Here is a 24,686-nt window from a genome sequence, read left to right as displayed (position 1 = left end):
CCTAGAGCCCCTCTCCACTCACCTCGTACGTGCCCGACGCTATCGCGAGCAGCCGGGACGCCTTCAGTTCGGTCTCCCGCCACTCCCCCTCGGGGTCGGAGCCCCAGGTGATGCCGGCGCCGGTTCCGAAGCGCAGCATTCCGGCGGGCCGGTCGATCCAGAAGGTGCGGATGCCGACGGCCAGCTCGGCCGTGCCGCGGTCGGCGTCGACCCAGCCGATGCCGCCGCAGTAGGGGCCGCGGGGGGCGGTCTCCAGGGCGTCGATGATCCGCAGGGCGCTCGACTTGGGGGCGCCGGTGACGGAGCCGGGCGGGAAGGCTGCGGCCAGCAGCTCCGGCCAGCCGGCGTCGTCGCGCAGCTCGCCGCGCACGGTGGAGACGAGGTGGACCAGACCCGGGTGCTTCTCGACGACGCACAGGTCCGGGACGGTCACGCTGCCGGTGGCGCACACGCGCCCGATGTCGTTGCGGACCAGGTCCACGATCATGACGTTCTCGGCGTAGTCCTTCTCCAGGAGGTCCGCCTCAGTGCGTCCGGTGCCCTTGATCGGCCCGGACTCCACGGTCCGTCCCGCCCGGCGCAGGAACAGCTCCGGGGAGGCCGTGGCCGTCTCCACGCCGTGCTCCGGCAGCCGGATCGTTCCTGCGTACGGTGCCGGGTTGCCGCGGGCGAGCAGGGCGGTCAGCGCGTCCACGTCCGCGTCGGGGGCGACGGGCGCGGACAGCACGCGGCAGAGGTTGGCCTGGTAGACCTCGCCGCGCGCGATGTGCTCACGGACGCGGCGTACGCCCGCCGTGTACCCGGCCCGGTCGAGGGACGACGTCCAGTCGTCGGCCGCCGGTCCCCGCCAGGCGCCCGGCACGGGCGCGGGCACCGGCTCCTCGCGTACGTCGGCGAAGCGGGCGCAGGTCAGCCGGCCCTCGAAGTCCGCGACGACGGCCCAGAAGCCGGCGGAGTCGAGTGCCTCGGGGTCGTCGGTGACGTCGAGGAGGCCGGTGGCGACGCGGTCGCCGAAACGGGCCAGAGGAGCGAGGTCGAGCACGGTGTCGAGTCTAGGGCGGGTGTCCTGTGGGTGACCCCGGCGTGACCTGCGGGCCGGTCCGCGGGGGCTGGTGGCCGGGTGCACCGCAGCACGCTGCGCAAACGCGTTTTTGTACTGGCCGGGGAATCCGCTAGAGTTCAACACGTCGCCGGGACGCGGAAGCGCACCGAAACGACAAGCGGACGTAGCTCAGTTGGTAGAGCGCAACCTTGCCAAGGTTGAGGTCGCGAGTTCGAGCCTCGTCGTCCGCTCGAAGGAAGAAGGGGGTTTCCCGATCCCCTACACTCCTGGTGGAGTGGCCGAGAGGCGAGGCAACGGCCTGCAAAGCCGTCTACACGGGTTCAAATCCCGTCTCCACCTCCAAGGACGATTAGCTCAGCGGGAGAGCGCTTCCCTGACACGGAAGAGGTCACTGGTTCAATCCCAGTATCGTCCACTGGGTCTTCTCGAAGGCCTTATGATCTTCTCGAAAGATCACCCCGCGCGATTAGCTCAGCGGGAGAGCGCTTCCCTGACACGGAAGAGGTCACTGGTTCAATCCCAGTATCGCGCACGCAGTGCCCCTGACCTGCGGGTCCAGGGTCCCGAGGACGATTAGCTCAGCGGGAGAGCGCTTCCCTGACACGGAAGAGGTCACTGGTTCAATCCCAGTATCGTCCACACACCGAAGCCCCCCGGTCCTGCGACCGGGGGGCTTCTTCGTGGTCCGCGGTTCAGCTGGAGAAGAGCATGCGGCCGAAGCTCTTGTTGCGGTGGTGGCCGCCGTAGTGGCCGCCGCCGTGCTGGGCGCCCCAGGCGGGGGCCGGCGGGGCGGGGTAGGCCTGCGGAGCGGGGGCCGGGGCGACGGGCGGCGCGGGCGGGGCGGGCTGGGTCCACTGGGCCTCCAGGCGGGTCAGCGCCTCGAGCTCGCCGTAGTCGAGGAAGATCCCGCGGCAGTTGGAGCACTGCTCGATCTGGACACCGTTGCGGTTGTAGGTGTGCATCGCCGCGTGGCACTTCGGACACTGCATGGTCGGCTCAACTCCTCGCCGGTCGGTCCTGCTTGATGAAGATCCAGGACTTCGTCTATCTCCAGCACAGACTCCGCCGTCGCGTCGCCGGTTGCACGCTACTTCGCGAAACTCGTCGTCAACTGCGGTGATACGGAACACATGCGCGCACAGGCGTCGATCAGCGCCTGCTCCACCTCGTCCAGGTCGCGGTCCGCCGCGACGGCCTTGGTGATGGCCAGGGCCGCTGTCTGCACGGTCAGGGCGCGCGCCGGGACGTCCAGCGCGGGCCAGGGGTCGCCGTCCGCGGGTACTGCCGGGCCGCCGGCCTCGCGGTAGGCGGTGAGGAAGCGGGTCCACTCCTCGGGGGGCAGCAGTCCGCAGGCGTACCAGGCGGCGGGGCGGGCCAGGTCCCAGGCGGGAACGCCCGTGCCGAGGTCGTCGACGTCGATGAGCCGCCAGGGGCCGTCGGGGGCGGGGTGGCGCACCAGCTGGCCGAGGTGGAGGTCGCCGTGGCACAGGGTCGTGGTGTCGGGCATGGGGCCCTCGTCGCGGGCCCAGGCGGGGAGGGTGTCCCAGGCGCGCAGGACAGGGCCGGCGGCCGGGTGCTCCGGGGCGCCCTCGCAAAGGCGGGTCACGGCCCGTGCCGCCTTGGCCGGGCCCCGCATCGGCGGCAGCCCGGCCGGGGCGGGAGAGCGGTGCAGCGTGGCGAGCAGGGCCGCGGCCGCCTCCCAGGGCGCGGCGTCCGGGTCGTCGGGGTCCACGGGGTCGCCGTAGGGCCAGAAGGTCACCAGTCGGCCGTGCAGCGGGGCCGGCGTCGGGGAGAGCGGCGGCAGGAGCGGACCGGGCAGCGCGGCGGCCACGGCGACGCGAGGGGCGAGGTCGGCGGCGGTGGTGTCCGGGGCGTGGGCCTTCGCGACGGTGCCGGCATGGCGTACGACGGTGGCGTCGGGGCGGTCGGCGAGCGTGACGCTCGCCCCGCAGGCGCAGCTCTCGGCGCGGGGGTGGGCCGCGCCGCGGGCCTTCGCGGCCAGCTCGGACAACAGGTCTGCGGTCACATCTCCCCCGGGGTCGCTTCGGCCGCGAGCGTACGCGAGGGCGCTGCGGGAGGGCACTACGGCGGCGTGACCCCACGGTCATCAGGTCGTCGTCGGCGAACATCCCCAGAGAGCGCGCGGCCAGGTCGGCGGCCCGGAGGTTCGGCTCCTTCGCGGCCGTCTCGCCGACCTTCGTGGCGACGACCCGGAAGTGGTCGGCGCCGTCGAGGGACACGGGAGGGCATTGCGGGAGGGAAAAGCAATGCCGGCGCAGCTCCCCAGCTGCGCCGGCATTTTGCCGTCCGCCGCACCCCCGTCCCCACGGGGTTATGGGTGGATGTCCCCGCCCGGACCGCTCTTCCGGGCCTGGGGTCGCCGCTCAGCGCCCCAGCATCACGCCCACGGACGACGCCTGTGTGGCCACCGTCTCCCAGCCGTCGAAGACGAGCAGGAGCAGGGCCGCCAGAGGAAGGGCCATGGCCGTGGCCACCAGCGGATGGCGGCGCCCGGTACGGCGCGGGTGGAAGGCGGCGTACGCCCTGCGTCCCTGACTGCGGAGCGCTGTCCGCGGTGCCGTGAAGGCCATGGTCCCTCTCCTGACCGATCTCAGTTGTCGTTGGCAAGCGGCGGGCGTCCGACCTCGGGGGACGAGTGCTGCGCCCGCCGCTTGACCTCAAATCTAGGCGTGTGGCGGGCGGCGGGCGTCATGCCCTCGTACCGATTGCCGGGCCTCCCGGAGGATGAGCTCCTCACCGGCGTGTACTCCCCTGGGTGGAGACGCGCTCCCGGGTCTCGGGGTCTTCCCGGAGGGGACGCCCCGTCTGTCCGGATTGCCGGGACCTCCCAGCCCCGGGGGTGACGTGCCTCACTTCCGTAACCGGCGCCTGACTGGTGCTCTTCCTTTACGTCCGCACCGAGTACGTACAGGGTCGGCCGTCGCCGGCCGGGCCCCTCGCCGCCGGCTCCGCCCGCCTCGGTCCAATCCCCCTTCACCGGCGGGCCGTTGGGATCGGGGACGGCGGCCGGGCGCCCGGTGCCCGTGGTCCCTGACCGTCGCTCAAGTCTCCCGGCCGGTACCGGCAATCCGTCGAATCGAGAGGGCGCGGCCTCTGCGCGCACACGGCCGCGGAAACGTAAGCTGTGCCACGTCAGACGGACCGGGCAGCGGGGATGAACATGGCGATGATGCGCCTGAGGCGCGAGGACCCGCGCGTCGTCGGCTCGTTCAAGCTGCACCGGCGGCTCGGCGCGGGCGGTATGGGGGTCGTCTATCTGGGCTCCGACCGCAAGGGGCAGCGGGTCGCGCTGAAGGTGATCCGGCCCGATCTGGCGGAGGACCAGGAGTTCCGGTCGCGGTTCGCGCGCGAGGTCTCCGCCGCGCGGCGCATCCGGGGCGGGTGCACGGCCCGGCTGGTCGCGGCCGATCTGGAGGCCGACCGGCCGTGGTTCGCCACGCAGTACGTGCCCGGTCCCTCCCTGCACGACAAGGTCGCCGAGGAGGGCTCGCTGTGCGCGGCGGACGTCGCCGCGGTCGGGGCCGCCCTGTCCGAGGGGCTCGTCGCCGTCCATGAGGCCGGTGTGGTGCACCGGGACCTCAAGCCGTCCAACATCCTGCTGTCCCCCAAGGGGCCGCGGATCATCGACTTCGGCATCGCCTGGGCGACCGGGGCCTCCACCCTCACCCACGTCGGCACGGCCGTCGGCTCTCCCGGCTTCCTCGCGCCCGAGCAGGTGCGCGGTGCCGCGGTCACACCCGCCACCGACGTCTTCTCGCTGGGCGCCACGCTCGCCTACGCCTGCACCGGCGACTCCCCCTTCGGACACGGCAGTTCGGAGGTGATGCTGTACCGCGTGGTGCACGAGGAGCCCCAGCTGCACGGCGTCCCCGACGCGCTGGCGCCGCTCGTGCGGGCCTGCCTCGCCAAGGACCCCGAGGAGCGGCCCAGCACCCTCGACCTGTCGCTGCGGCTGAAGGAGATCGCGGCCCGCGAGGCGCAGGTCCTGCTCGACGGGCGGCCGCCCGCGCCGCGCACGCCCGAGCCGGACCGGCCCACCGGGCGGCTCGCGGACACCTACCCCGAGCAGCAGCGCGCCCAGCAGCGCCGCCCGCGGCCGCAGGGGCCCACGCCCGAGCCCCGGCCCGCCCGGGGTTCCGCCCCTGCGCGGGGGGCGACTCCGTCCCGGGGCGGCAGTGCCTCGCGCGGCGGTACGGCCCCTCGCTCCGGCCAGACCCGGCCCACGCCGGTCCCCCGCAACACCCCCGCCACCCGCGGCTCGACGCGCGGCGGCACCGGCAGCCGGCCCGCGCCGCGCGGTGGCCGTCCGGCGCCCCGGACCACGGGCACCAAGCTGCGCCCGGCCAACCCGCGCCTGCTGCGCCAGCGGCTGTTCGTGTTCGTCGTGGTCACGCTGCTGGTGGCCCTCGGTATCGCCGTGGTGCAGGGCTGCCAGGGCTCGGCGAGCGGGCTCGGCACCCCCGGCGGAGGCGGGGGGCGCGAGCGTCAGGGGCAGGCGGTGCAGCCGTCGTACACGCCGCTGGTCGAGAGCGCGATGATGTCGCAGCGGTACGAGTCGACGCTGGAGATGTCGCAGCCGGAGTAGCCGCTACGCCCCCGGGCGGCCCGTCGCCACCGCGTAGAAGGCGACCGCGGCCGCGGCGCCCACGTTGAGCGAGTCGACGCCGTGGGCCATGGGGATGCGGACCCATTCGTCCGCGGCGACCAGGGCCTGGCGGGACAGGCCGTCGCCCTCGGCACCCAGCATCAGGGCGACCCGGTCCATCTTGTGGGGCGCGGCCTCGTCGAGGCTCTTGGCCTTCTCGTCGGGCGTGAGGGCGAGCAGGTTGAAGCCCGCCTCACGGACCGAGTCCAGGCCCTTGGGCCAGGTGTCGAGACGGGCGTACGGCACGGAGAAGACGGCGCCCATGGAGACCTTGACGCTGCGGCGGTACAGCGGGTCGGCGCAGTCCGGGGACAGCAGGACCGCGTCCATGCCGAGGGCGGCCGCGGAGCGGAAGATGGCGCCGATGTTGGTGTGGTCGTTGACCGACTCCATCACGACCACGCGGCGTGCGGTGCGCAGGAGTTCGGTCGCGTCCGGGAGCGGCTTGCGCTGCATGGAGGCGAGGGCGCCGCGGTGGACGTGGTAGCCGGTGACGCGCTCGGCGAGCTCCGGGCTGACCGCGTACACGGGAGCCGGGAGCTCGTCGATGACGTCGCGCATGACGTCGACCCACTTCGCCGACAGCAGCATCGAGCGCATCTCGTACCCGGCGTCCTTGGCCCGGCGGATGACCTTCTCACCCTCGGCGATGAAGAGGCCCTCGGCGGGCTCGCGCCTGCGGCGCAGCTCGACGTCGGTCAGGCCCGTGTAGTCGCGCAGGCGCGGGTCGTCGGGGTCCTCAACGGTGATGAGATCGGCCACAGGGTGATACTGCCTTGTCGTACGTGCGGTGCCAACGGGTTGGGTTACCTCGGGTTACGCCGAGGTCGCCGGGCCGACCTTGACGACCTCGCCGATGACGATCACCGCCGGGGGCTTCACGTCCTCGGCGCGGACGGTCTCGGCGACCGTGGCGAGGGTGGCGTCGACCCGGCGCTGGGCGGCCGTCGTGCCCTCCTGGACCAGGGCGACCGGGGTGTCGGGCGACTTGCCGTGGGCGACCAGGGTCTCGGCGATCTTGCCGATCTTGTCGACGCCCATGAGGATCACGAGCGTACCCGTGAGCCCCGCGAGCGACGGCCAGTCGACCAGCGAGCGCTCGTCGTCGGGGGCCACGTGGCCGCTGACGACGGTGAACTCGTGGGCCACGCCCCGGTGGGTGACCGGGATGCCGGCCGCGCCCGGGACGGAGATCGAGCTGGAGATGCCCGGGACGACCGTGCAGGGGATGCCGGCCTCGGCGAGGGCGTGCAGCTCCTCCATGCCCCGGCCGAACACGTAGGGGTCGCCGCCCTTCAGCCGTACGACGGACTTGCCCTGCTTGGCGTGCTCGATGAGGGCGTTGTTGATGGCCTCCTGGGCCATGAAGCGGCCGTACGGGATCTTCGCGGCGTCGATGACCTCGACGTGCGGCGGGAGTTCGGCGAGCAGGTCGCGCGGGCCGAGGCGGTCGGCGATGACGACGTCGGCCTCGGCGAGCAGACGGCGGCCGCGCACGGTGATCAGGTCCGGGTCGCCGGGGCCGCCGCCGACCAGGGACACACCCGGGGTGCGGGTGCGGTGGTGCGGGGCGACCAGGGTGCCGTCGCGCAGGCCCTCGACGACCGCGTCGCGGATGGCGGCGGTGTGGCGCGGGTCGCGGGACCTGGTGTCGGTGGTGAGGATCGCGACGGTGACGCCCTCGCTGGTGCCGGTCGCCGGGGTCCAGGCCGTGGCCGCGTCGGCGTCGTCGGAGCGCACGCACCACACGCGGTGCCGCTCGGCCTCGGCGGAGGCCCGGGCGTTGGCGTCCGTGTCGCTGGTGGCGATCAGGGCGTACCAGGCGTCGGCCAGGTCGCCGTCCTCGTACGGCCGCCGCTGCCAGGTGATCTCGCCGGCGTCCGCCATGGCCTCGACCGAGGGGGTGGCCTGCGGGGACACGAGGTGGATGTCCGCGCCGGCCGCGATGAGGGCGGGGAGGCGGCGCTGGGCGACCTGGCCGCCGCCGAGGACGACGACCTTGCGGCCGGTGAGGCGGAGGCCTACCGGGTAGGCGGGGTTTTCGGCCATGAGGGGCGGCTCCTCGACGGGGCGTGCGGTGGGCGCTACGGCTTCGGAGCGGCCCTGACGTGCGGATTTTAAGCTGTGGGCGAGGCACACGGCAGGGGCGGTCCGCTGACTGAACAGCGGGCCGCCCCCGCCGGTGACGCCGGTGATGCCTACTTCTCGGTGACGCCCGCCGAGTCGAACGTCGCCACCTCGTGCATCGCGCGGGCCGTGCTCTGGACCAGCGGGAGGGCGAGGAGGGCACCGGTGCCCTCGCCGAGGCGGAGGTCGAGGTCGACCAGGGGGCGCAGGCCGAGCTTGTTGAGGGCGGCGACATGGCCGGGCTCGGCGCTGCGGTGTCCGGCGATGCAGGCGGCCAGCACCTCGGGGGCGATGGCGCGGGCCACCAGCGCGGCGGCACCGGCGCTGACGCCGTCCAGGATCACCGGCGTACGCAGCGACGCGCCGCCCAGCAGGAGGCCGACGATCGCGGCGTGCTCGAAGCCGCCGATCGCCGCGAGGACGCCGATCGGGTCGGCCGGGTCGGGCTGGTGCACCTCGATGGCCCGGCGGACGACCTCGGTCTTGCGGGCGAGGGTCTCGTCGTTGATGCCGGTGCCGCGGCCCGTCACCTCGGCCGGGTCGGTGCCCGTGAACACCGAGATCAGGGCGGCGGACGCGGTGGTGTTCGCGATGCCCATCTCGCCCGTCAGCAGGGCCTTGTTGCCGGCCGCCACCAGGTCGCGGGCCGTCTCGATGCCGACCTCGATGGCCTGCTTGGCCTCCTCGCGGGTCATCGCGGGGCCCGTGGTCATGTCGGACGTACCGGCGCGGATCTTGCGGGGCAGCAGACCCGGGGTGGCGGGCAGGTCGCCGGCCACCCCGACGTCGATGACGCAGACCTCGGCGCCGACCTGGTTGGCGAAGGCGTTGCAGACCGCTCCGCCGCCCAGGAAGTTGGCCACCATCTGGGCGGTGACCTCCTGCGGCCACGGGGTGACGCCCTGGGCGTGCACACCGTGGTCACCGGCGAAGATCGCGACGGCCGCGGGCTCCGGGATCGGCGGCGGGCACTGCCGGGACAGGCCGCTGAGCTGCGCGGAGATGATCTCCAGCATGCCGAGCGCGCCGGCCGGCTTGGTCATGCGCTTCTGCCGCTCCCAGGCCTCGCCGAGCGCCTTGGCGTCCAGCGGGCGGATCTGCGCGACGGTCTCGGCCAGCAGGTCGTGCGGCTCCTCACCGGGCAGGGCGCGACGGCCGTACGTCTCCTCGTGCACGACCCACGACAGCGGGCGGCGCTTGGACCAGCCGGCCTGCATCAGCTCGGGCTCGTCCGGGAACTCGTCGACGTACCCGACGCACAGGTAGGCGATGACCTCCAGGTGCTCGGGCAGACCGAGGGCGCGGACCATCTCGCGCTCGTCGAAGAAGCTGACCCAGCCGACGCCGAGGCCCTCGGCGCGGGCGGCGAGCCACAGGTTCTCCACCGCGAGGGCGGCGGAGTACGGCGCCATCTGCGGCTGGGTGTGCCGGCCGAGGGTGTGGCGGCCGCCGCGGGTCGGGTCGGCGGTGACGACGATGTTCACCGGGGTGTCGAGGATCGCCTCGATCTTCAGTTCCTTGAACTGCTTCGCCCGGCCCTTCGGCAGCGACTTGGCGTACGCCTCCCGCTGGCGCATCGCCAGTTCGTGCATGGCCCGGCGGGTGTCCGCGGACCGGATGACCACGAAGTCCCACGGCTGGGAGTGCCCCACGGACGGCGCGTGGTGGGCCGCCTCCAGGACGCGCAGCAGCACCTCGTGCGGGATGGGGTCGCTGCGGAAGCCGTTGCGGATGTCCCGGCGCTCGCGCATGACCTTCAGTACGGCCGCGCGCTCGGCGTCGTCGTAGGCGGGCGCGGCCGGGCCCGTGGACTGTCGTGCTTCTGCCACCGCGGACGTGCCCTCTGTTTCCTGGACCTGCTGGTCGTGCCGGTCTTCCTGTTCGGCGACCCGGGTCTCCAGGTCGTCCGCCTGCTGTACGAGTTCCACGTCGCCGTCCGTCTCCGGCGCCGCCTCCCGCTGTGCCGGTACGGCGATGGGGTGCGGTGGGGTCGGAGCGAGGTGCGGGGCCGTCGGTACGGGGGCGCCCTCCACCGGCACGAACTCGCCCAGCGGGGGCGCCCCGACCGCGCCCGCGGGCAGGGTGCCTTCGTCTCCGACGGGGTGTGCGGGGTGGACGGGCTGCGCCACGGCCGGGGCCGGGTGCGGGTCCGGGTCCGGGGTCGGTTGGGCGATCGACTGCGGGCCGGCGAGGGCCTCCGGCTGGGGGGCCGGGTGTACGTCCCCTTGGTGTACGTCCGCCGGCTGGGCCGTGTGCGGCTCGGCGGGGTGGGGGCCGTCCGGGATCTGGGCCGCGGGGTCCGGGATGTGGGCTGCGGCCTGGGCGGGGACGGGGATGGGCTCGGCTGCGGGGGTGGGCTCGGCCGCAGAGGTGGGCTCGGCCGCGAGCGCAGGCTCGGCTGCGGGGATGGCCTCGGCTACCGGGGGGACCTCGGCTGCGGGCGCGGGCGCGGACTCGGCCTCGGGCGCGGGCTCCGCCACCGGCTGCGGCGCCGGGGTGAGGTGCTCGGGCTGCGGGGGCTCGGCCGCGGCGGGCTGCTCCGGCTGGGGGGTCTGCTCCGGCTGGGCGGGCTGGTCCGGCTGCAGGGTCTGCTCCGGCTGGGCGTCCGGGGTCGGCTGTTCGGCCGTGGGGGCCGGGGCGGTCGAGGCCGGGGGCTCGCCCGGGATCGGCTGGGCGTCCGGGATGGAGTGGGCGTCCGGGATGGGGTTGCCGTCCGCGACCGGCTGGGCGACCGGGACCGGCTGGACGTCCGCGACCGGCTGGGCCTCCGGGACCGGCTGGGCCTCCGGCTGCTGCGCCTGCGGGGCCTGCTCGGGGGCGACCTCGGCCGCGGGCTGCGCGTCCGGGGCCGGTTCCTGGACGGGAGCGTTGGCAGGCTCCTGGGTCGGCTCGGCGAAGTCGGCGGGGGCCGGAGCCTCTGCCGGCTGGGGCGTCACCTGGTCAGGGGCCACGGCCACGACGTCCACGACCTGCGGCTGAGCCGCCTCGGCAAGGGCGGCGTCCACGACCTGCGGCGCCTCCTCGGCGGGGGCGAAGACAGCGGCGTCGGTGGCCTGCGGCTCCACGGGTGCGGCGGCGGGTGCGTCCGCGACCGGCGCGCCCGGCTGCTCAGGGAGCACGGCAACAGCCTCCACGACCTGCGGCTGAGGGGCAGGTGCCACGGCAACGGCCTCCGCGGCCTGCGGATCGACCGGCTCGGCGGCAGAAGCGTCCGCAACAGGCGCCACCGGCTGCTCAGGGGCCATGACGACAGGCTCCGCGGCCTGCGGCTGTGCGGGCTCGACGGCGACGGGAGCCGCGACGGCTGCAACCGCCTCCGCGGCCTCCACTGCCTGCGGCTCGACCGCCTCGGCGGCACCCTGCGCGGGCCCCTGCGCGGGCACGACCTGGACGTCCTCCTGGACCACTTCCTGCACGTCTTCCTGACCGGGCCCCGCGGGAGCCGAGTCCGCAGCGGCGGCAACCGGCTCGGCAACGACCGGCGGCACCTCCTGCACGGGCTCGCCCACAACGCCCTCTCCCGCCTCGGCGGCGCCCTGCGCAGCCGCCTCGGGCTCAGAGGCGACCGGCACCGCAGCCGGCTCCTGCGAACCCTCGGGCCCGACCGGCTCCGACACAGCCACGGCCTCACCCGCGGGCGTCGTAGCGGCCACCGCCTGGGTCGTGAGGCGGGCCATCGTGGCCTGGGCCGCGTCCACCGGCTCGGCGGCGGGATGCGGAACCGGGCCAACCGTTTCCGCAGCCGGGGCCGCCGCAGGCACGGGGGCCGGGGCGGGAGCGGCCGCAGGGGCACCCCACGGCACCGCCCCCTGGGGCATGGCGCCCTGCGGGGCGGCCTGCTGGGTCGGCATCTCGCGGGCGCGCGGCACGTCGAGGTACTCGGGGCCGGAGGTCGGCGGGCCTGGCTGGCGGACGGGCGCGCCTGCCGGGCCGCGGTCGGCCAGGGAGCGGACCGGGCTGGCGGAGGCGTCGGGGATCGGCGGGCCGAGGTGCAGCGGACGGCGCGCCGCGGACGCGGCCGGGTTCGGCAGACGGACGCCGGTCAGGTCGACGGAGCCGCTGTCACGGCCGCCCGTCTCGTGCGGGTCCGGCTCGTGCACGGCCTCGACGACCGGCTCGGGCGCGGGTGGCGCCACTTCGTTGCCCCAGGCGCTCTGGGCGCCCGGCAGCAGGAGGTCTTCGTCCTCGGCGGGGGTCTCGGAGAGGTAGGTGGTGTACGCCGCGTGCTCGGGAACGCCCGGCTGTTCCACCATGCCTGCGTTCTCCGGCAGCCCCTCGCCCGGGACCTGGCCGGTGTCGGTCATGCGTACCCCTCGCCCATCGGTTAGTGCCTCTACGTCCAGCTCACCCGGAACGGCGCACCGACCGCCCCGCAATGAAGAACGAGCGTCCGTGTCCAGCGGCACGAACGACCCGCCCGGAAAAGGCGACAAAGCCATTCGGTGGCATTGTCTCCGGCGTTCCGCCGTCGCGACACCTTGATCCGCAACGGTCCGCTGTGGACTGCGCCACGTTGCGCGTCCTCCGGTTCTGCCGTACCACACTCACCCCAAAACGGGTGTGCTTTCCGGACATTGACCGACGAAGCGCCGGGCGACCGAGTGCGGTACAACGATCGGCCAGCCTACCGCGCGCAGTACGACAACAGGATCACGGGGAGCGATCCGGCAGGACCCCGCTGAGCAGGAACGCAACGCTCCGCTCCTTCTCCGTCCAGGCGCGGGTGTCCAGTTCCACGGACTGCAGCAGGGCGCACTCCACGTCGTACCCGTGTTCGGTCAGATCGCGGCCCAGGAGTTCGGCCTCGTCGCGGGTGGCGGCGTGGGCGACGATGCGCCGCGGGCGGCGGTCGGCGACCGCGGAGACCACGGCCGCTCCCCCGCCGCCGACCCGGACGACGTCCGGTTCCGGCAGGTCCTCCAGGACGTGCGGGGCCGTGCCCCGCACGATCTGCATCTGCACCCCGAAGCGGCGTGCGGCGGCGTCGGTGCGCGCGCAGGCCTCCATGGAACGGTCGACGGCGAGGACGGCGGCACCGGCGCGGGCGGCCTCGGTGGCGAACGCGCCAGCACCGCACCCGATGTCCCACACCAGGTCGCCGGTACGGGGTCCCAGCCGGGCGAGTTGAGCGGCGCGCAGCATGTCGGTCTCGCCCTCGCCCAGCTCACCGCCGTAGGCCTCGGCGGGCTGGATCCAGCCGCGGGGGCCGGTGCCCGGGTCGCGGCCGGCGATCCAGCCGTCCTCGGCGGCGGGGCCCGTGCGGGCGGGGCCGCCGATGACGATGACGACGTTGGGGTCGCGCCAGGTGTGGTCGGCGGCCTTGTCGGAGGTGACGACGCTGACCTGTTCGCGGTCGGTGCCCAGTTCCTCGCAGATGACGAAGGTGCGGTGGACGCCCTCCAGGAGGAGTCCGAGTTCGGCGGGTCCGGCACCGGGTGAGGTGAGGACCGCGACCTTGGTATGGGCCCGGCATACATTCACCGCGCGTCGCAGGGTACGGCTGTGTGCGACGACCACCTGGGCGTCGTCCCAGGGCATGCCGGCGCGGGCGAACGCGGCGGCGACCGAGGACACGGCGGGCACGACCTCGACCTCCAGGCCGAACTCGGGCGCGCGCAGCGTGCGTACGACGCCGAAGAAGCCGGGGTCGCCGTCGGCGAGCACGACCGCGGTGCCGCGGTGGGCGGCGATACGGCGGGCGACGAGGGCGACGCTGCCGAGCCGGATACGCTCGGCGGCGGGGGGTACCTCGGGCAGCGCCAGATGGTGGGCGGCACCGGCCACGAGGGTGGCGGCGCCCAGTGCGGCGCGTGCCGCCGCGGTCAGCGGCGAGCCGTCCCAGCCGATCACCGTGACCCGGTCGGCCATCGTCGTCAGTCTCCAGGGATCGTCGCAGCTCGTCGGGGGTCGGCCCGCTCCGGGGCGGGCTTGGTGAGCGTACCTGGTCGTGCTGTGGGAACGGCTGCGGCGTCCCGGCGCCGATCAGTTCCAGTCGGCGTACGACGTGAAACCGGCGGTGTCGGCGAGCTGCTCGGCGCTGCCCTCGATGTCCTCGGGGAGCAGGCTCCAGACGATGAAGTCGGTCCGGAAGTCCGTCCAGGTGCCGTCGTCGTCGCGGACGTGCGCTATGCAGGCGTTGCGCAGGACGCCCTCGCTGATGCAGCCGATCTTCTGGGCGACCTGCTGGGAGGCGGTGTTGTCGGCGGCGGTGCGCAGCTCGATGCGCTCGAACTTCTGGTCACCGAAGAGCCATTGGGCGGTGGCGAGCGCGGCCTCGGAGGCGTAGCCCTCGCCGCGGGCCCAGGGGGCGATGATGTACGACAGCTCGGTGGAGCGGACGTGCCAGTTGGTCTTGCCGAGCTGCACGATCCCGACGAGGCGCTGGGTGAGGAACTCGGTGACGGCGAGGTCGAGTCCGTGTCCCCCTTCCCGTTCGGTGGGGGCGTACTCGGTGATCCAGCTGCGGGCGCCCTCTTCGGTGAAGGGCTGCGGGACGTCGGTCCAGGCCGCGACCTGTTCGTCGTTCATCATCGCGGCCAGGGCGGGGACGTCGTCCTCGTCGAGGGGACGCAGCACCAACCGCTCCGTGCTGATGGAGATGTTGGGGAAGGTGCTCGTCATGCGCCGCTCCGTAGCCGTGGAAAGCCGTCGAAAAGCTGAGGTCGTGCTGAACTGCCCAGCATGCAGCATGAAAGCACTGAACCGCACCCGGGGACCCCTCGGTTCGCGCATGCGTTCGCGCAGAGGGGACACCGGGTGCGGTGAACGCCCGCTGACAGGGCGTCAGTGGGTTCAGAAGGAGGCGATGACCGAGCCGGCGTACTCGTCCTCGATGAACTTCTTGACCGCGGGCGAGGTCAGCAGCTCGGCGAGCTTCTTGACGCGCGGGTCGTCCTCGTTGCCCTTCTTGACGGCGAGGAAGTTGCCGTAGGGGTTGTTCTCGGCGGACTCCAGGACGAGGGCGTCCTTCGCGGGCTTGAGGTCGGCCTCGATGGCGTAGTTGCCGTTGACGACGGCGGCGTCGACGTCCTTCAGGGAGCGGGGGGTCTGGGCGGCCTCCAGCTCCTTGAACTTGAAGTTCTTGGGGTTCTTGGTGATGTCCGCGGGGGTCGCCTCGTTGCCCACGCCGTCCTTGAGGGTGATCAGGCCGTTGTCGGCGAGCAGCTTCAGGGCGCGCGCCTCGTTCACGGTGTCGTTGGGGACGGCGATGGTGGCACCGCTCTTGAGGGCGTCGGCGCTCTTGGCCTTCTCGGAGTAGAGGCCGAGCGGCTCCAGGTGGACCGTGACGACGGGCACGACGTGGGTGCCGTTCTTCTTGTTGAAGTCGTCGAGGTACGGCTGGTTCTGGAAGTAGTTGGCGCCGACGGAGCCGTCCTCGGTGGCCGTGTTCGGCGTGACGTAGTCCGTGAACTCCCTGACCTCCAGGTCGAGGCCCGCCTTCTTCGCCAGGTTGTCCTTGACGAAGTTGAGGATCTCGGCGTGCGGGACCGGGCTCGCGGCGACGATCAGCGGGCCGTCGGTGGAGGAGGAGTCGCTGTCGGAGGAGCCGCAGGCGGTCAGCCCGAAGGTGAGGGCTCCGGCGGCGAGGACGGCAGTGGTGATCTTGGCGGTGTTACGCACGAAAAGTGCCTTTCCTATGGGGTGGTGCGACCCCGTCATGGGTGAACGGGGAGTCTGTGGGAGCGAACGCGCTGAAGAGGCGCGCTCAGGCGGCCTTGCCGACGCCGGCCGCGTCCGGCTCCTTCGCCTTGAGCAGGCGGAGCTTCGGGCCCGGCCCGGAGCGGGCGCCACGGCGGTGCAGGGAGCGGGCGGCGTAGTCGCCGGCGAACTGGATGACCGAGATGACGACCGCGAGGATCGCCACGGTGATCCACATCAGGCCGGTCTCGAAGCGCTGGTAGCCGTAGCGGACGGCGAGGTCGCCGAGGCCGCCGCCGCCGACCGTGCCGGCCATGGCGGAGTAGCCGATCAGGGCGATGATGGTGGTCGTCGTGCTGGCGATCAGCGAGGGCAGCGACTCGGGGACGAGGACCTTGCGGACGATCGTCCAGGTGTTGCCGCCCATGGACTGCACGGCCTCCACGAGCCCGCCGTCCACTTCACGGACAGCCGTCTCGACGAGCCGCGCGAAGAACGGGATGCCGCCGATGGCGAGCGGGACGATCGCGGCCTCGCTGCCGATGGTGGTGCCGGTGATCCAGCGGGTGAAGTTCATCAGCGCGACCATCAGGATGATGAACGGCATCGAGCGGCCGACGTTCACGATCTGCCCGATGACCTTGTTCACCACGGTGTTCTGCAGCAGGCCGCCCTTGTCCGTGAGGACCAGCAGGATGCCCAGCGGCAGTCCGCCGACGACCGCGATCAGGGTGGACCAGCCGACCATGACCAGCGTCTCGGTACACGCCTGCTCCAGCAGGGGCTGCATCTCCGACCAGGTCACTGGGCACCGTCCTTCACCAGCAGGGGCGTCTCGCCCAGTACGTCGATCTGCAGGCCCTGTTCGCGCAGGAAGCCGATGGGCACCACGTTGTCCTCGTAGCGGCCGGGCAGTTCGATGCGCATGCGGCCGACCTGGAGGCCGCCGACGGTGTCGATGGCCGCGCCGAGGATGGAGATGTCGATGTTGTAGGTGCGGGCCAGCTGGGAGATGACCGGCTGGGTCGCGCTCTCGCCGTGGAAGGTGACGTCGACGACCGTGCGGTCGGCGCCGGAGGCCTCGCCGCCGACGGGGAACAGCGCGGAGGCGAGCTGGGAGCCGGGGGTGCCGAGCAGTTCGCTGACCGTGCCGGACTCCACGATGCGCCCACGCTCCATCAGGGCGGCCGAGTCGCAGATCTGCTTCACCACGTCCATCTCGTGCGTGATGAGCAGGACGGTCAGACCGAGCTGGCGGTTGAGGTCGCGCAGCAGCTGGAGGATGGAGCGGGTGGTCTCCGGGTCGAGCGCGCTGGTGGCCTCGTCGGACAGCAGCACCTTGGGGTCGCCGGCCAGGGCGCGGGCGATGCCGACGCGCTGCTTCTGGCCGCCGGAGAGCTGGGCCGGGTAGGCGTTCGCCTTGTCGGCGAGGCCGACGAGGTCGAGCAGTTCGAGCGCCTTGCGGGAGCGGTCCTTGCCCGACTTCCCGAGGATCTCCAGCGGCAGCTCGACGTTGTCCTGCACGGTCCGCGAGGACAGCAGGTTGAAGTGCTGGAAGACCATGCCGATACGGCTGCGCGCCCGCCGCAGCTCCTTGCCGGCGCGCGGGCCCCGGCCCGCGAGGGCGGTGAGGTCCTGGCCGGCGACGCTGACCGTGCCGGAGGTGGGGCGCTCCAGGAGGTTGACGCAGCGGATGAGGGAGGACTTGCCGGCGCCGGACTGGCCGATGACGCCGTACACCTCGCCTTCGCGGACGTGAAGATCGACGCCGTCGAGCGCGGTGACCTCGCGGCCGCGGGAGCGGTAGACCTTGGTGAGGCCCGTGGTGGTGATCACGTGGGTTTCCGTCACTGTCGAGTACGCGGGCGTGGATGTGCCCTGGTACGGAAGGGGGATGTGCGCGGGGCAAGCTGGTCACGTACGGCGCTGGGCGTACGGACATGCCACTGCGGGGCTCGCTTCGGGGCGCGAGGCTCAGGAGATGGTGCGGGGGCCCTCTAGAAGGCGCACATTCGACACATACAACGAGCACCGGGCGTCATGGTCGCCTCGGTCGCAAGGATGCGGCAGCTCGTCGTGGTCATGCGATCAGTAAAGCAGACGGACGCTCCTGACCGGGCACGGCTGTCCGGATAGTGGACAGCCGTGGACACATGCGTTGCCGTTCTCAGTCGCGTACGGCAATCTCCACGCCCGCGTCGGTGACCAGTACCGACAGGGCCGACAGGTCCCCGACCACGAGGTCGGCGTCGAGCTGTTCGGCGCGGTGGGTTGTGGCCAACGCCACGGTCCGCATTCCGGCCGCGCGGCCCGCGGTGAGCCCGGCGGGGGCGTCCTCGAAGACGACACAGTCGGCCGGGTCGACGCCGAGCTGCCGGGCGGCGAGCAGATAGGGCTCGGGGTCGGGCTTGCCGCGGGTGACCTCGTCGGCGGTGATCAGCGTCTTGGGCAGGATGCCGACGGCGTCCAGGCGGGCCTCGGCCAGCCGGCGGGTGGCGGAGGTGACGACCGCCCAGCGGTCGGCCGGCAGGGCGTCCAGGAAGGCGCGCGTGCCGGGCAGCAGTTCGACACCGCCGGGTACGTCGTCCACCTCCAGCTGCTCGATCCGCGCGACGGCCCGCGGCACGACATCGGCCGGGAGCAGGTCGGCGGCGATCGCGACGGCGGTACGGCCGTGCAGCGCGACCCGGGCGAACTCCTCGGGCGGGATGCCGTACTCGCCCACCCAGCGGGCCCAGCAGCGGTCCACCGAGGCGAGGGAGGACACCAGGGTGCCGTCGTTGTCGAAGAGCAGGGCGCGTGCGTGGATCGTCATGCCCCGACCCTACGCCGATGTGGTCTAGACCCTTCGACGTAATAGGGTCACGGCATGCTTGATGCCCTGACGCTGGTGACCGGAGTCGCCGCGCTGCTGCTCGCCGCCTGGTGCGGCTGGGCCGCCTACCGTGATCAGCCGACGAAGGACTGGCACTTCATCGGGATGGCCGTGGTGTCGGTGCTGGCGCTGGTCCAGCTGGTGATCGGGATCGTGCAGCTGGCGCGGGGCGAGAAGCCGGAGCAGGGCACGACGATCTTCGTGGCGTATCTGCTGGGCGCGTTCGCGTGTGTGCCGGTGACGGGGTTCATGTCGCTGGCCGAGCGCACGCGCTGGGGTTCGGTCACGGTCGCCGCGGGCGGCGTCGTCCTCGCGGTGCTGGAAGTACGGCTCTACGACATCTGGGGTGGCTGAGGTGACGGCGGTGGAGGAGAAGCCCGCGCGGCTGATCAGCGGGCCCGGGATGCTGCTGGTGTGGCTGTACGGGGTGATGGTGGTCGGCGCGGTGTCGCGGTCGGCCGTGCAGATCTCGACGGACTTCGACAAGGCGCCGCTCGCGTACTCGCTGTCGGCTCTGGCCGGGCTGGTCTACGGGTTCATCACGTACTCGCTGGTGCGGGGTGGGGAGACCGCGCGCCGGGCGGCGTTCGTGTGCTGCGGGGCGGAGCTGCTCGGGGTGCTGACGGTCGGCACGTGGACTCTGGCCGATCCGTCAGCGTTCCCCGACGCGACGGTGTGGTCGGACTACGGGATGGGGTATCTGTTCATCCCGGTTCTGCTGCCGCTTTCTGCCATGTACTGGTTGCGCAAGGCGCGGTCCCGACAGGGTGGCTGAGCTGCTTTCGCGGCTTCCCGTTGTGTGTGGCCGGTCGCGCAGTTCCCCGCGCCCCCGAGAAAGGGCCCTACGCGGTAGCCGCGTATGAAGTTGCCGCCTTCTCCAGGACGACCATCGGGACTCCGTCCTGGCCCTGTTCCGTTCCTACGGCCACGTAGCCCACGCGGCGGTACAGGCGCAGGCCGTTCTCGCTGCGGTGGCCGGCGCTGAGGCGGAAGGTCGTGGCGCCGTGCTGCTCGGCGAGGGCCGTCTCCGCCGCGCGCAGCAGTCGTGCGCCGATGCCGTGGCCCTGGAGGCGGGGGTGCACGCAGAGCTTGCCGATGGCGGCGGCGCCGTCCTCGGTGACGCGGCCGCGCACCGAGCCGACGACCTCCTCGCCGAGCCGCGCGACGAAGACGCGGTCGGCGGCGACCTCCTGGCGAACCGACTCCAGGCTCTGCACGAGCGGGTCGATGCGGTAGTTGCCGTACAGCGCGGCTTCGCTCTGGAAGCACAGGTACTGCAGCCTGAAGATCTGCTCGACGTCCTGGTCGGTCGCCTCGGAGATGATCACGCTCATGCCCATGTGTGCACGCCTCCCGCTCACCTGTCGCCTGTCGTCCCCCACTCCTATCCCCGCACTCTGCGGGCCGCAACCTCCGGTGTGAGCAAACGACGCAGACATCCCAGACATCTGGAGCGTTCCGGGCCGAGACTGCCCTGTGAGATACCCAACTCCCCCGCGATCTCCCGGTAGGTCAGGTCCCTCGGGGAGAACAGGGCGGACAGCAGCCGCGGGCAGCGTCCGGGCAGCCGGGCCACCGCGTCCCGCAGGACCCGCAGACGGGCGGCGGTGAGCACCTGCTGCTCGGGGTCCCGGGCGGCCTCGTCGGCGGGCTCGCTCTCGTACGGCCGCTCGAAGACGGTCGTACGACGGCTGCGGCGGGCCTCGGCCCGGACGGCGGCGCGCAGCCAGCGCTCGGGGTCGTGCGGGGGGCCGTCGGCGTCGAGGCGCTCCAGCAGACGCAGCCACACCGCCTGTTCGAGGTCGCCGGGCTCGGTGCCGGTGGCATGTGCCTCGGCCGAGGCTTCGGCGACGAGCAGGGGGCGCAGGGCGGTGACCATGTCGGGCGTCATATGCGGCACGACGCGGCCGCCCGGGGCAGGGGTTGCCGGGCGGCCGGTGGTTCACCTCAAACGGTTCAGCGGGCTCAGCCGTTGACGAAGGCCTCGCGGGCCAGGAGGCCGGTGTCCGGCTGGTCGGTGAAGACGCCGTCGATGCCGGTGGCGAAGTACACCTGGTAGGCGCCGAAGACGTCGCCGTACGCGTCCGCGTCGGTGCCCTTGCGGAAGTCCGCCGGCAGGAAGGGGTTCTCGTTGCGCAGCGTCCAGGGGTGCAGGATCAGGCCGACCCTGTGGGCGTCGGCGACCAGCGTGGTCGGCGTGGTGAGGCGGCCGCTCGCATCCTTCGGGACGATCAGGTCCAGGGTGGGGCCGATGCCCTGGGCGTAGGAGGCGATCTCGCGCAGCCCGGCCGGCTTGACCAGGTCGGCGACCGTGCGCGGGTCGCCGGTCTCGACGAAGTCCCAGGGGCGGGTGGTGGGGCCGGACAGCAGGACGACGAGGTTGTTGTCGACGAGCTTGTTCAGCCGCTGGATGCTGGTCGGCTCGAAGGACTGCACGATCACCGGCGAGGTACGGCGGTCCTTGCCGTGCCGGTGCAGCAGCTTGGCGACCCGCTCCTCCAGGCCGAGGCCCAGCTTCCGGAAGTAGGTGGGGTGCTTGAGCTCGGGGTAGATCCACACCTGCTTGCCCCGCTTGCGGGTCTGCTCGTCCTGCCAGCGCAGCACCTCTTCGAAGGTGGGGATCTCCCAGCGGCCGTCGTAGAGGGTGTTGTGCGGGCGGTTGGCCGGGATGCGCTCGGTCGCCCGCAGGGTCTTCAGCTCGGCGAGCGTGAAGTCCTCGGTGAACCAGCCGGTGACGGAGGCACCGTCCAGCACCTTGGTGGTCCTGCGGCCGGCGAACTCGGGGCGGCTCGCGACGTCCGTGGTCCCGCCGATCTCCGGCTCGTGCCGGCAGACGAGGTGGCCGTCCTTGGTGGGCACCAGGTCGCCGGCCTCGACGATGTCCGCGCCCATGTCGAGGGCGAGCTGGTAGGAGCCCAGGGTGTGCTCGGGGCGGTAGCCGCTGGCGCCGCGGTGGCCGATGATCGTGGGCTTGGGCAGGCCCTTCACCCCGCCCGAGTGCCCCGCCGCCCCGGCGGCTCCCGCCGTGCCGGACAGGGTCAGGACACCGGCGCCCAGCACCGCCGCGCCGAGGAGTGCCCGCCGTCCGGTGCCCTGCGGCTCGTTCGACTCCTGCGTTGCCATGCGCGGCCTCCTCGCCGTCGGTGCTCGTGGTGTGCGGGCCGATCGTAGGGGCGCGGACATGACCTGAGGGAGACATCGGCTCGAACACGCGGATGACGCTGAATGGCGTACGAGGGGACGTAGATGACGGGCCGTCGGTTTGGCCGGGTACCCCTCCGGGACACCCGGAGGACAGATGCTCGCGCGATGTCCGTCACATCATCGCCAACGTGTGACGGGTGCCCCGCGCCGGGCCGCCGCAGGTGAACGCCGGTCAATTCCGTGTAAGACCTCGGTGAACCCGATGTGCGCAACACCCGTGGCCGCGAGTATCGTCCTCACCTGCACAGACACATACAGAACCGGAGGACCCGTTGTCCCGCTTCGCGCTCATCAAGGGTGTGCTCGGTCCGGTCATGCGCCTGATGTTCCGCCCCCGGGTGGAAGGCGTGGAGAACATTCCGGGCGACGGTCCGGTCATCCTCGCCGGCAACCACGTGACCTTCATCGACTCGATGATCCTCCCGCTGGTCTGCGACCGTCAGGTGTTCTTCATCGGCAAGGACGAGTACGTCACCGGCAAGGGCCTCAAGGGCCGGCTGATGGCGTGGTTCTTCACCGGCGTCGGCATGATCCCGGTCGACCGGGACGGCGGCAAGGGCGGCGTCGCCGCGCTGATGACCGGGCGGCGGATTCTGGAGGAGGGCCGCGTCTTCGGGATCTACCCCGAGGGCACGCGGTCGCCCGACGGGCGGCTGTACCGGGGCCGTACCGGCATCGCGCGGCTGACCCTGATGACCGGGGCGCCGGTCGTGCCCTTCGCGATGATCGGCACGGACAAGATCCAGCCGGGTGGTGCGGGCATGCCGCGGCCGTCCCGGGTGACCGTGCGGTTCGGGGAGCCGCTGGAGTTCTCCCGGTACGAGGGGATGGACCGGGACCGGTATGTGCTGCGGGCCGTGACCGACTCCGTGATGGCGGAGGTCATGCGGCTGTCGGGGCAGGAGTATGTGGACATGTACGCCACGAAGGCCAAGGCTGCCTGAGGATTCGCCTTGCCGCCGTAGGGGTGCTGCCCGTACGGCGGCTGCGGGTTCGTCGTGGTTTCTCGCGCAGTTCCCCGCGCCCCTGGGTAGCTCCCCTTACATCCCTGTTTCCAGTTTCTGGTTCTTCAGCATGAACCACGCCGCCAGTGACGCGGCCAGCAGTACGGCTGCTCCGGCGCCTGCCGCCATCGCCAGGCCGTCCACGAAGGATTCCCGGGCCGCGTTCAGCAGGGTCTCCGCTGTGGAGGCCGGCAGGCCTGCCGCGACCTCGGTCGCGCTGCCGAGGGACTCGTGGGCCTCGGCCGGGGTGCCCGGCGGGGCGGGGAAGCCGCGGTAGACGCCGGTGACGATCGAGCCGAGCAGGGCGATGCCGAGGGCCGCGCCCAGTTCGTAGGCCGTCTCGGAGACCGCGGAGGCGGCGCCCGCCTGTTCCTTGGGGACGGAGCCGAGGATGACGTCCGCGGTCACCGTGAAGGAGAAGCCCGCGCCGACGCCGACGACCAGCAGGGCGACGCCCAGGACCGGGTAGCCGGTGGACTGGTCGAGGAAGGCCAGGGACGCCAGGGCCAGGCCGACGGCCGCCAGGCCGCCGGAGACCACCGTACGGACCGAGAGGCGGCGGGCCACCCGGCCCGCGACCAGGCCGGTCGCCACCGCGCCCACGGCGGCCGGGAGTTCCGCCAGGCCCGCCTCGAACGGGCGTCGGCCCTGGACGAGTTGCAGGTACTGGGACAGGAAGAACACCAGGCCGGACAGGCCGAGGATGGTCAGCAGGTCGGCCAGGACCGCGCCGCTGAAGCCGCGGTGGGCGAACAGGCGCATGTCCAGCAGCGGGGCCGGCAGGGTGAGCTGACGGCGGACGAAGGCGTACAGCGCGGCCAGGCCCAGCAGGCCCACGGCGAGGGGTTCCCAGGCCAGGCCGTGCGAGGCGGCCTCCTTCACGGCGTAGACGACGCCGATCATGCCGACCAGGGACAGCAGCACGCTGGTCAGGTCCCAGGGGCCGGGCTCGGGGTTGCGCGACTCGGGCAGCAGCTTGATGCCGACGAGGACGAGGACCGCCATCACCGGCAGGTTGATCAGGAAGACCGAGCCCCACCAGAAGTGCTCGAGCAGGAAACCGCCCGCGATCGGGCCGACCGCGGTGCCGGCGGAGGCGGTGGCGCCCCAGATGCCGACGGCGAGGCTGCGCTCGCGCGGGTCGTGGAAGAGGTTGCGGATCAGGGCGAGGGTGGCCGGCATCAGCGTGGCACCGGCGACACCGAGCAGGGCGCGGGCCGCGATCATCATCTCGGGGCTCGTGGCGTAGGCGTTGAGCACGGAGACCGCGCCGAACGCGGTCGCGCCGACGAGCAGGATGCGCTTGCGGCCGATGCGGTCGCCGAGGCTGCCCATGGAGACGAGCAGACCGGCGATGACGAAGGAGTAGACGTCGCCGATCCAGAGGAGCTGGTTGCCAGTGGGGCGCAGATCCTCACTGATGTAGGGGGTTGCGAGACCGAGGACCGTCGCGTCGACGGCCACCAGCAGCACGGCCAGCACGAGGACGGACAGCGCGAGCCAGCGGCCCGGGCGCTTCACCGCCTCGGTCGCCGTCGCCGGCTGCAGGGCGCTGGTCATGGTTCCTCTCTCCGTAGTGCTCCGCCGAGCAGCAGCTCGACGATCATGAACTGGAAGTCGTTGCGGGCGACCTTGCCGTCCATCACCGCCCACGCCCCGGCCGCGATCAGGCCGTAGAGCGCCTCGGTGAGCCAGGTGGGGCTGAGGTCGATGCGGAACTCTCCGCTGTCCTGGCCGCGCCGGAACAGGGCCGCGATCCGGGTGTCGAGCCGGGCCCAGCCCGCGTTCTGGCCCTCGCCCTCGAACAGCTGGTTCTCGCTGTAGAGGAACGACAGCAGCCCGGTCGCGTGCTCGACCTCGCGCACGAGGCGCCGTACGGCGTCGCTCGCGCTGCCCTCGTCCAGCCGGGCCGCGTCCAGCGCGGCCTCGCACTCGGCGATGCCGAGCGACTCCAGGGCCCGTACGAGGGCGTCGCGCCCGGCGAACTGACGGTGCAGGGTCGCCCGGCTGATCCCGGCGGCCTTGGCGACCTCGTCCATGGTCGCGGTGGACTTGCGGGTCAGCAGGGCCGCGGCACTGCGCAGGACGTGGTCACGATCGACAGCCATG

22 protein-coding genes and 5 tRNA genes are annotated in these 24,686 nt (G+C 72.6%); 9 read left to right on the top strand and 18 right to left on the bottom strand.

Annotated features, from left to right (window positions below; all coding sequences use genetic code 11):
• Window position 1: 1 nt before the first annotated feature.
• A complete protein-coding gene (locus tag ACIQ6Y_RS28665) occupies window positions 2-1,042 on the bottom strand; it encodes a chorismate-binding protein (RefSeq protein ID WP_404043033.1) in 1,041 nt (346 codons plus the stop codon).
• A 178-nt stretch (window positions 1,043-1,220) separates the two neighbouring features.
• Here ACIQ6Y_RS28665 and ACIQ6Y_RS28660 point away from each other — a divergent pair.
• The 5 genes from ACIQ6Y_RS28660 to ACIQ6Y_RS28640 all read left to right on the top strand — a co-directional run bounded on the left by ACIQ6Y_RS28660 (window position 1,221) and on the right by ACIQ6Y_RS28640 (window position 1,702).
• Window positions 1,221-1,293 (top strand) — tRNA-Gly (locus ACIQ6Y_RS28660).
• 38 nt (window positions 1,294-1,331) lie between these two features.
• A tRNA-Cys gene (locus tag ACIQ6Y_RS28655) sits at window positions 1,332-1,405 on the top strand.
• Between the two features lies 1 nt (window position 1,406).
• Window positions 1,407-1,478: transfer RNA gene (locus tag ACIQ6Y_RS28650), tRNA-Val, on the top strand.
• Between the two features lie 45 nt (window positions 1,479-1,523).
• Window positions 1,524-1,595, top strand: a tRNA-Val gene (locus ACIQ6Y_RS28645).
• A gap of 35 nt (window positions 1,596-1,630) precedes the next feature.
• A tRNA-Val gene (locus tag ACIQ6Y_RS28640) sits at window positions 1,631-1,702 on the top strand.
• Between the two features lie 53 nt (window positions 1,703-1,755).
• Here ACIQ6Y_RS28640 and ACIQ6Y_RS28635 read toward each other — a convergent pair.
• The 3 genes from ACIQ6Y_RS28635 to ACIQ6Y_RS28625 all read right to left on the bottom strand — a co-directional run bounded on the left by ACIQ6Y_RS28635 (window position 1,756) and on the right by ACIQ6Y_RS28625 (window position 3,654).
• Window positions 1,756-2,052 carry a zf-TFIIB domain-containing protein gene (locus ACIQ6Y_RS28635; RefSeq protein ID WP_404043031.1) on the bottom strand — a complete coding sequence of 99 codons (297 nt, stop codon included), beginning with the start codon at window positions 2,050-2,052 and terminating at the stop codon, window positions 1,756-1,758.
• Window positions 2,053-2,150: 98 nt separating this feature from the next.
• Window positions 2,151-3,089 (bottom strand): phosphotransferase family protein, encoded by a 939-nt coding sequence (locus tag ACIQ6Y_RS28630; protein ID WP_404043029.1) that lies wholly within the window; start codon window positions 3,087-3,089, stop codon window positions 2,151-2,153.
• Between the two features lie 358 nt (window positions 3,090-3,447).
• A complete protein-coding gene (locus ACIQ6Y_RS28625; protein WP_404043027.1) occupies window positions 3,448-3,654 on the bottom strand; it encodes a hypothetical protein in 207 nt (68 codons plus the stop codon).
• 584 nt (window positions 3,655-4,238) lie between these two features.
• On the opposite strand from ACIQ6Y_RS28625, the gene ACIQ6Y_RS28620 reads away from it, so the two are divergent.
• Entirely contained in the window at window positions 4,239-5,669 is a 1,431-nt protein-coding gene (locus tag ACIQ6Y_RS28620; RefSeq protein ID WP_404043382.1) for a protein kinase, read from the top strand.
• Between the two features lie 3 nt (window positions 5,670-5,672).
• On the opposite strand, the gene ACIQ6Y_RS28615 is transcribed toward ACIQ6Y_RS28620, so the two are convergent.
• From ACIQ6Y_RS28615 to ACIQ6Y_RS28575, 9 genes are all read right to left on the bottom strand, one after another.
• Window positions 5,673-6,491, bottom strand: a complete 819-nt coding sequence (locus ACIQ6Y_RS28615) for a TrmH family RNA methyltransferase (RefSeq protein WP_404043025.1) — start codon at window positions 6,489-6,491, stop codon at window positions 5,673-5,675.
• Window positions 6,492-6,545: 54 nt separating this feature from the next.
• A complete protein-coding gene (gene cobA / locus ACIQ6Y_RS28610) occupies window positions 6,546-7,778 on the bottom strand; it encodes a uroporphyrinogen-III C-methyltransferase (protein WP_404043023.1) in 1,233 nt (410 codons plus the stop codon).
• 149 nt (window positions 7,779-7,927) lie between these two features.
• The gene (cobT, locus tag ACIQ6Y_RS28605; RefSeq protein WP_404043021.1) at window positions 7,928-12,160 is read right to left on the bottom strand and encodes a nicotinate-nucleotide--dimethylbenzimidazole phosphoribosyltransferase; all 4,233 of its coding nucleotides are present in this window, start codon (window positions 12,158-12,160) and stop codon (window positions 7,928-7,930) included.
• Window positions 12,161-12,506: 346 nt separating this feature from the next.
• A complete protein-coding gene (cbiE, locus tag ACIQ6Y_RS28600; RefSeq protein WP_404043019.1) occupies window positions 12,507-13,724 on the bottom strand; it encodes a precorrin-6y C5,15-methyltransferase (decarboxylating) subunit CbiE in 1,218 nt (405 codons plus the stop codon).
• Between the two features lie 114 nt (window positions 13,725-13,838).
• On the bottom strand, window positions 13,839-14,477 hold the full coding sequence (locus ACIQ6Y_RS28595) for a GNAT family N-acetyltransferase (RefSeq protein WP_404043017.1): 639 nt from the start codon (window positions 14,475-14,477) through the stop codon (window positions 13,839-13,841).
• Window positions 14,478-14,648: 171 nt separating this feature from the next.
• The gene (locus ACIQ6Y_RS28590; RefSeq protein ID WP_404043015.1) at window positions 14,649-15,476 is read right to left on the bottom strand and encodes a MetQ/NlpA family ABC transporter substrate-binding protein; all 828 of its coding nucleotides are present in this window, start codon (window positions 15,474-15,476) and stop codon (window positions 14,649-14,651) included.
• A gap of 85 nt (window positions 15,477-15,561) precedes the next feature.
• Window positions 15,562-16,299, bottom strand: a complete 738-nt coding sequence (locus ACIQ6Y_RS28585; RefSeq protein WP_404043013.1) for a methionine ABC transporter permease — start codon at window positions 16,297-16,299, stop codon at window positions 15,562-15,564.
• Window positions 16,296-17,330 carry a methionine ABC transporter ATP-binding protein gene (locus ACIQ6Y_RS28580; protein ID WP_404043011.1) on the bottom strand — a complete coding sequence of 345 codons (1,035 nt, stop codon included), beginning with the start codon at window positions 17,328-17,330 and terminating at the stop codon, window positions 16,296-16,298. The genes ACIQ6Y_RS28585 and ACIQ6Y_RS28580 overlap by 4 nt, the downstream gene beginning before the upstream one ends.
• Window positions 17,331-17,661: 331 nt before the next feature.
• The gene (locus ACIQ6Y_RS28575) at window positions 17,662-18,309 is read right to left on the bottom strand and encodes an HAD family hydrolase (protein WP_404043009.1); all 648 of its coding nucleotides are present in this window, start codon (window positions 18,307-18,309) and stop codon (window positions 17,662-17,664) included.
• Window positions 18,310-18,363: 54 nt separating this feature from the next.
• On the opposite strand from ACIQ6Y_RS28575, the gene ACIQ6Y_RS28570 reads away from it, so the two are divergent.
• Complete coding sequence (locus ACIQ6Y_RS28570) at window positions 18,364-18,723, top strand: hypothetical protein (RefSeq protein WP_404043007.1); 360 nt, start codon at window positions 18,364-18,366, stop codon at window positions 18,721-18,723.
• Between the two features lies 1 nt (window position 18,724).
• Window positions 18,725-19,144: a hypothetical protein gene (locus tag ACIQ6Y_RS28565; protein ID WP_404043380.1), complete on the top strand. Its 420-nt coding sequence runs from the start codon at window positions 18,725-18,727 to the stop codon at window positions 19,142-19,144.
• Between the two features lie 67 nt (window positions 19,145-19,211).
• Here the strand turns inward: ACIQ6Y_RS28565 and ACIQ6Y_RS28560 are convergent, their stop codons facing one another.
• The 3 genes from ACIQ6Y_RS28560 to ACIQ6Y_RS28550 all read right to left on the bottom strand — a co-directional run bounded on the left by ACIQ6Y_RS28560 (window position 19,212) and on the right by ACIQ6Y_RS28550 (window position 21,492).
• The gene (locus ACIQ6Y_RS28560) at window positions 19,212-19,709 is read right to left on the bottom strand and encodes a GNAT family N-acetyltransferase (protein ID WP_404043005.1); all 498 of its coding nucleotides are present in this window, start codon (window positions 19,707-19,709) and stop codon (window positions 19,212-19,214) included.
• Between the two features lie 44 nt (window positions 19,710-19,753).
• Window positions 19,754-20,260: a sigma-70 family RNA polymerase sigma factor gene (locus ACIQ6Y_RS28555; RefSeq protein ID WP_404043003.1), complete on the bottom strand. Its 507-nt coding sequence runs from the start codon at window positions 20,258-20,260 to the stop codon at window positions 19,754-19,756.
• 74 nt (window positions 20,261-20,334) lie between these two features.
• Window positions 20,335-21,492, bottom strand: coding sequence for a glycerophosphodiester phosphodiesterase (locus ACIQ6Y_RS28550; RefSeq protein WP_404043001.1), 1,158 nt, complete (start codon window positions 21,490-21,492; stop codon window positions 20,335-20,337).
• A gap of 353 nt (window positions 21,493-21,845) precedes the next feature.
• Here ACIQ6Y_RS28550 and ACIQ6Y_RS28545 point away from each other — a divergent pair, with 353 nt between their 5' ends.
• Complete coding sequence (locus ACIQ6Y_RS28545) at window positions 21,846-22,517, top strand: lysophospholipid acyltransferase family protein (RefSeq protein WP_404042999.1); 672 nt, start codon at window positions 21,846-21,848, stop codon at window positions 22,515-22,517.
• A 96-nt stretch (window positions 22,518-22,613) separates the two neighbouring features.
• Here ACIQ6Y_RS28545 and ACIQ6Y_RS28540 read toward each other — a convergent pair whose 3' ends face one another.
• On the bottom strand, window positions 22,614-24,137 hold the full coding sequence (locus tag ACIQ6Y_RS28540; protein WP_404042997.1) for an MFS transporter: 1,524 nt from the start codon (window positions 24,135-24,137) through the stop codon (window positions 22,614-22,616).
• The gene (locus tag ACIQ6Y_RS28535) at window positions 24,134-24,685 is read right to left on the bottom strand and encodes a TetR/AcrR family transcriptional regulator (RefSeq protein ID WP_404042995.1); all 552 of its coding nucleotides are present in this window, start codon (window positions 24,683-24,685) and stop codon (window positions 24,134-24,136) included. Before ACIQ6Y_RS28535 ends, ACIQ6Y_RS28540 begins: the two co-directional genes overlap by 4 nt.
• Between the last annotated feature and the right edge of the window lies 1 nt (window position 24,686).

Origin of the sequence: Streptomyces sp. NPDC096205 (assembly GCF_044763135.1) — a bacterium.
Lineage (GTDB): Bacteria > Actinomycetota > Actinomycetes > Streptomycetales > Streptomycetaceae > Streptomyces.
Note: the sequence above shows the minus strand (reverse complement) of the source record. Positions and strands in the feature narration are given on the sequence as shown.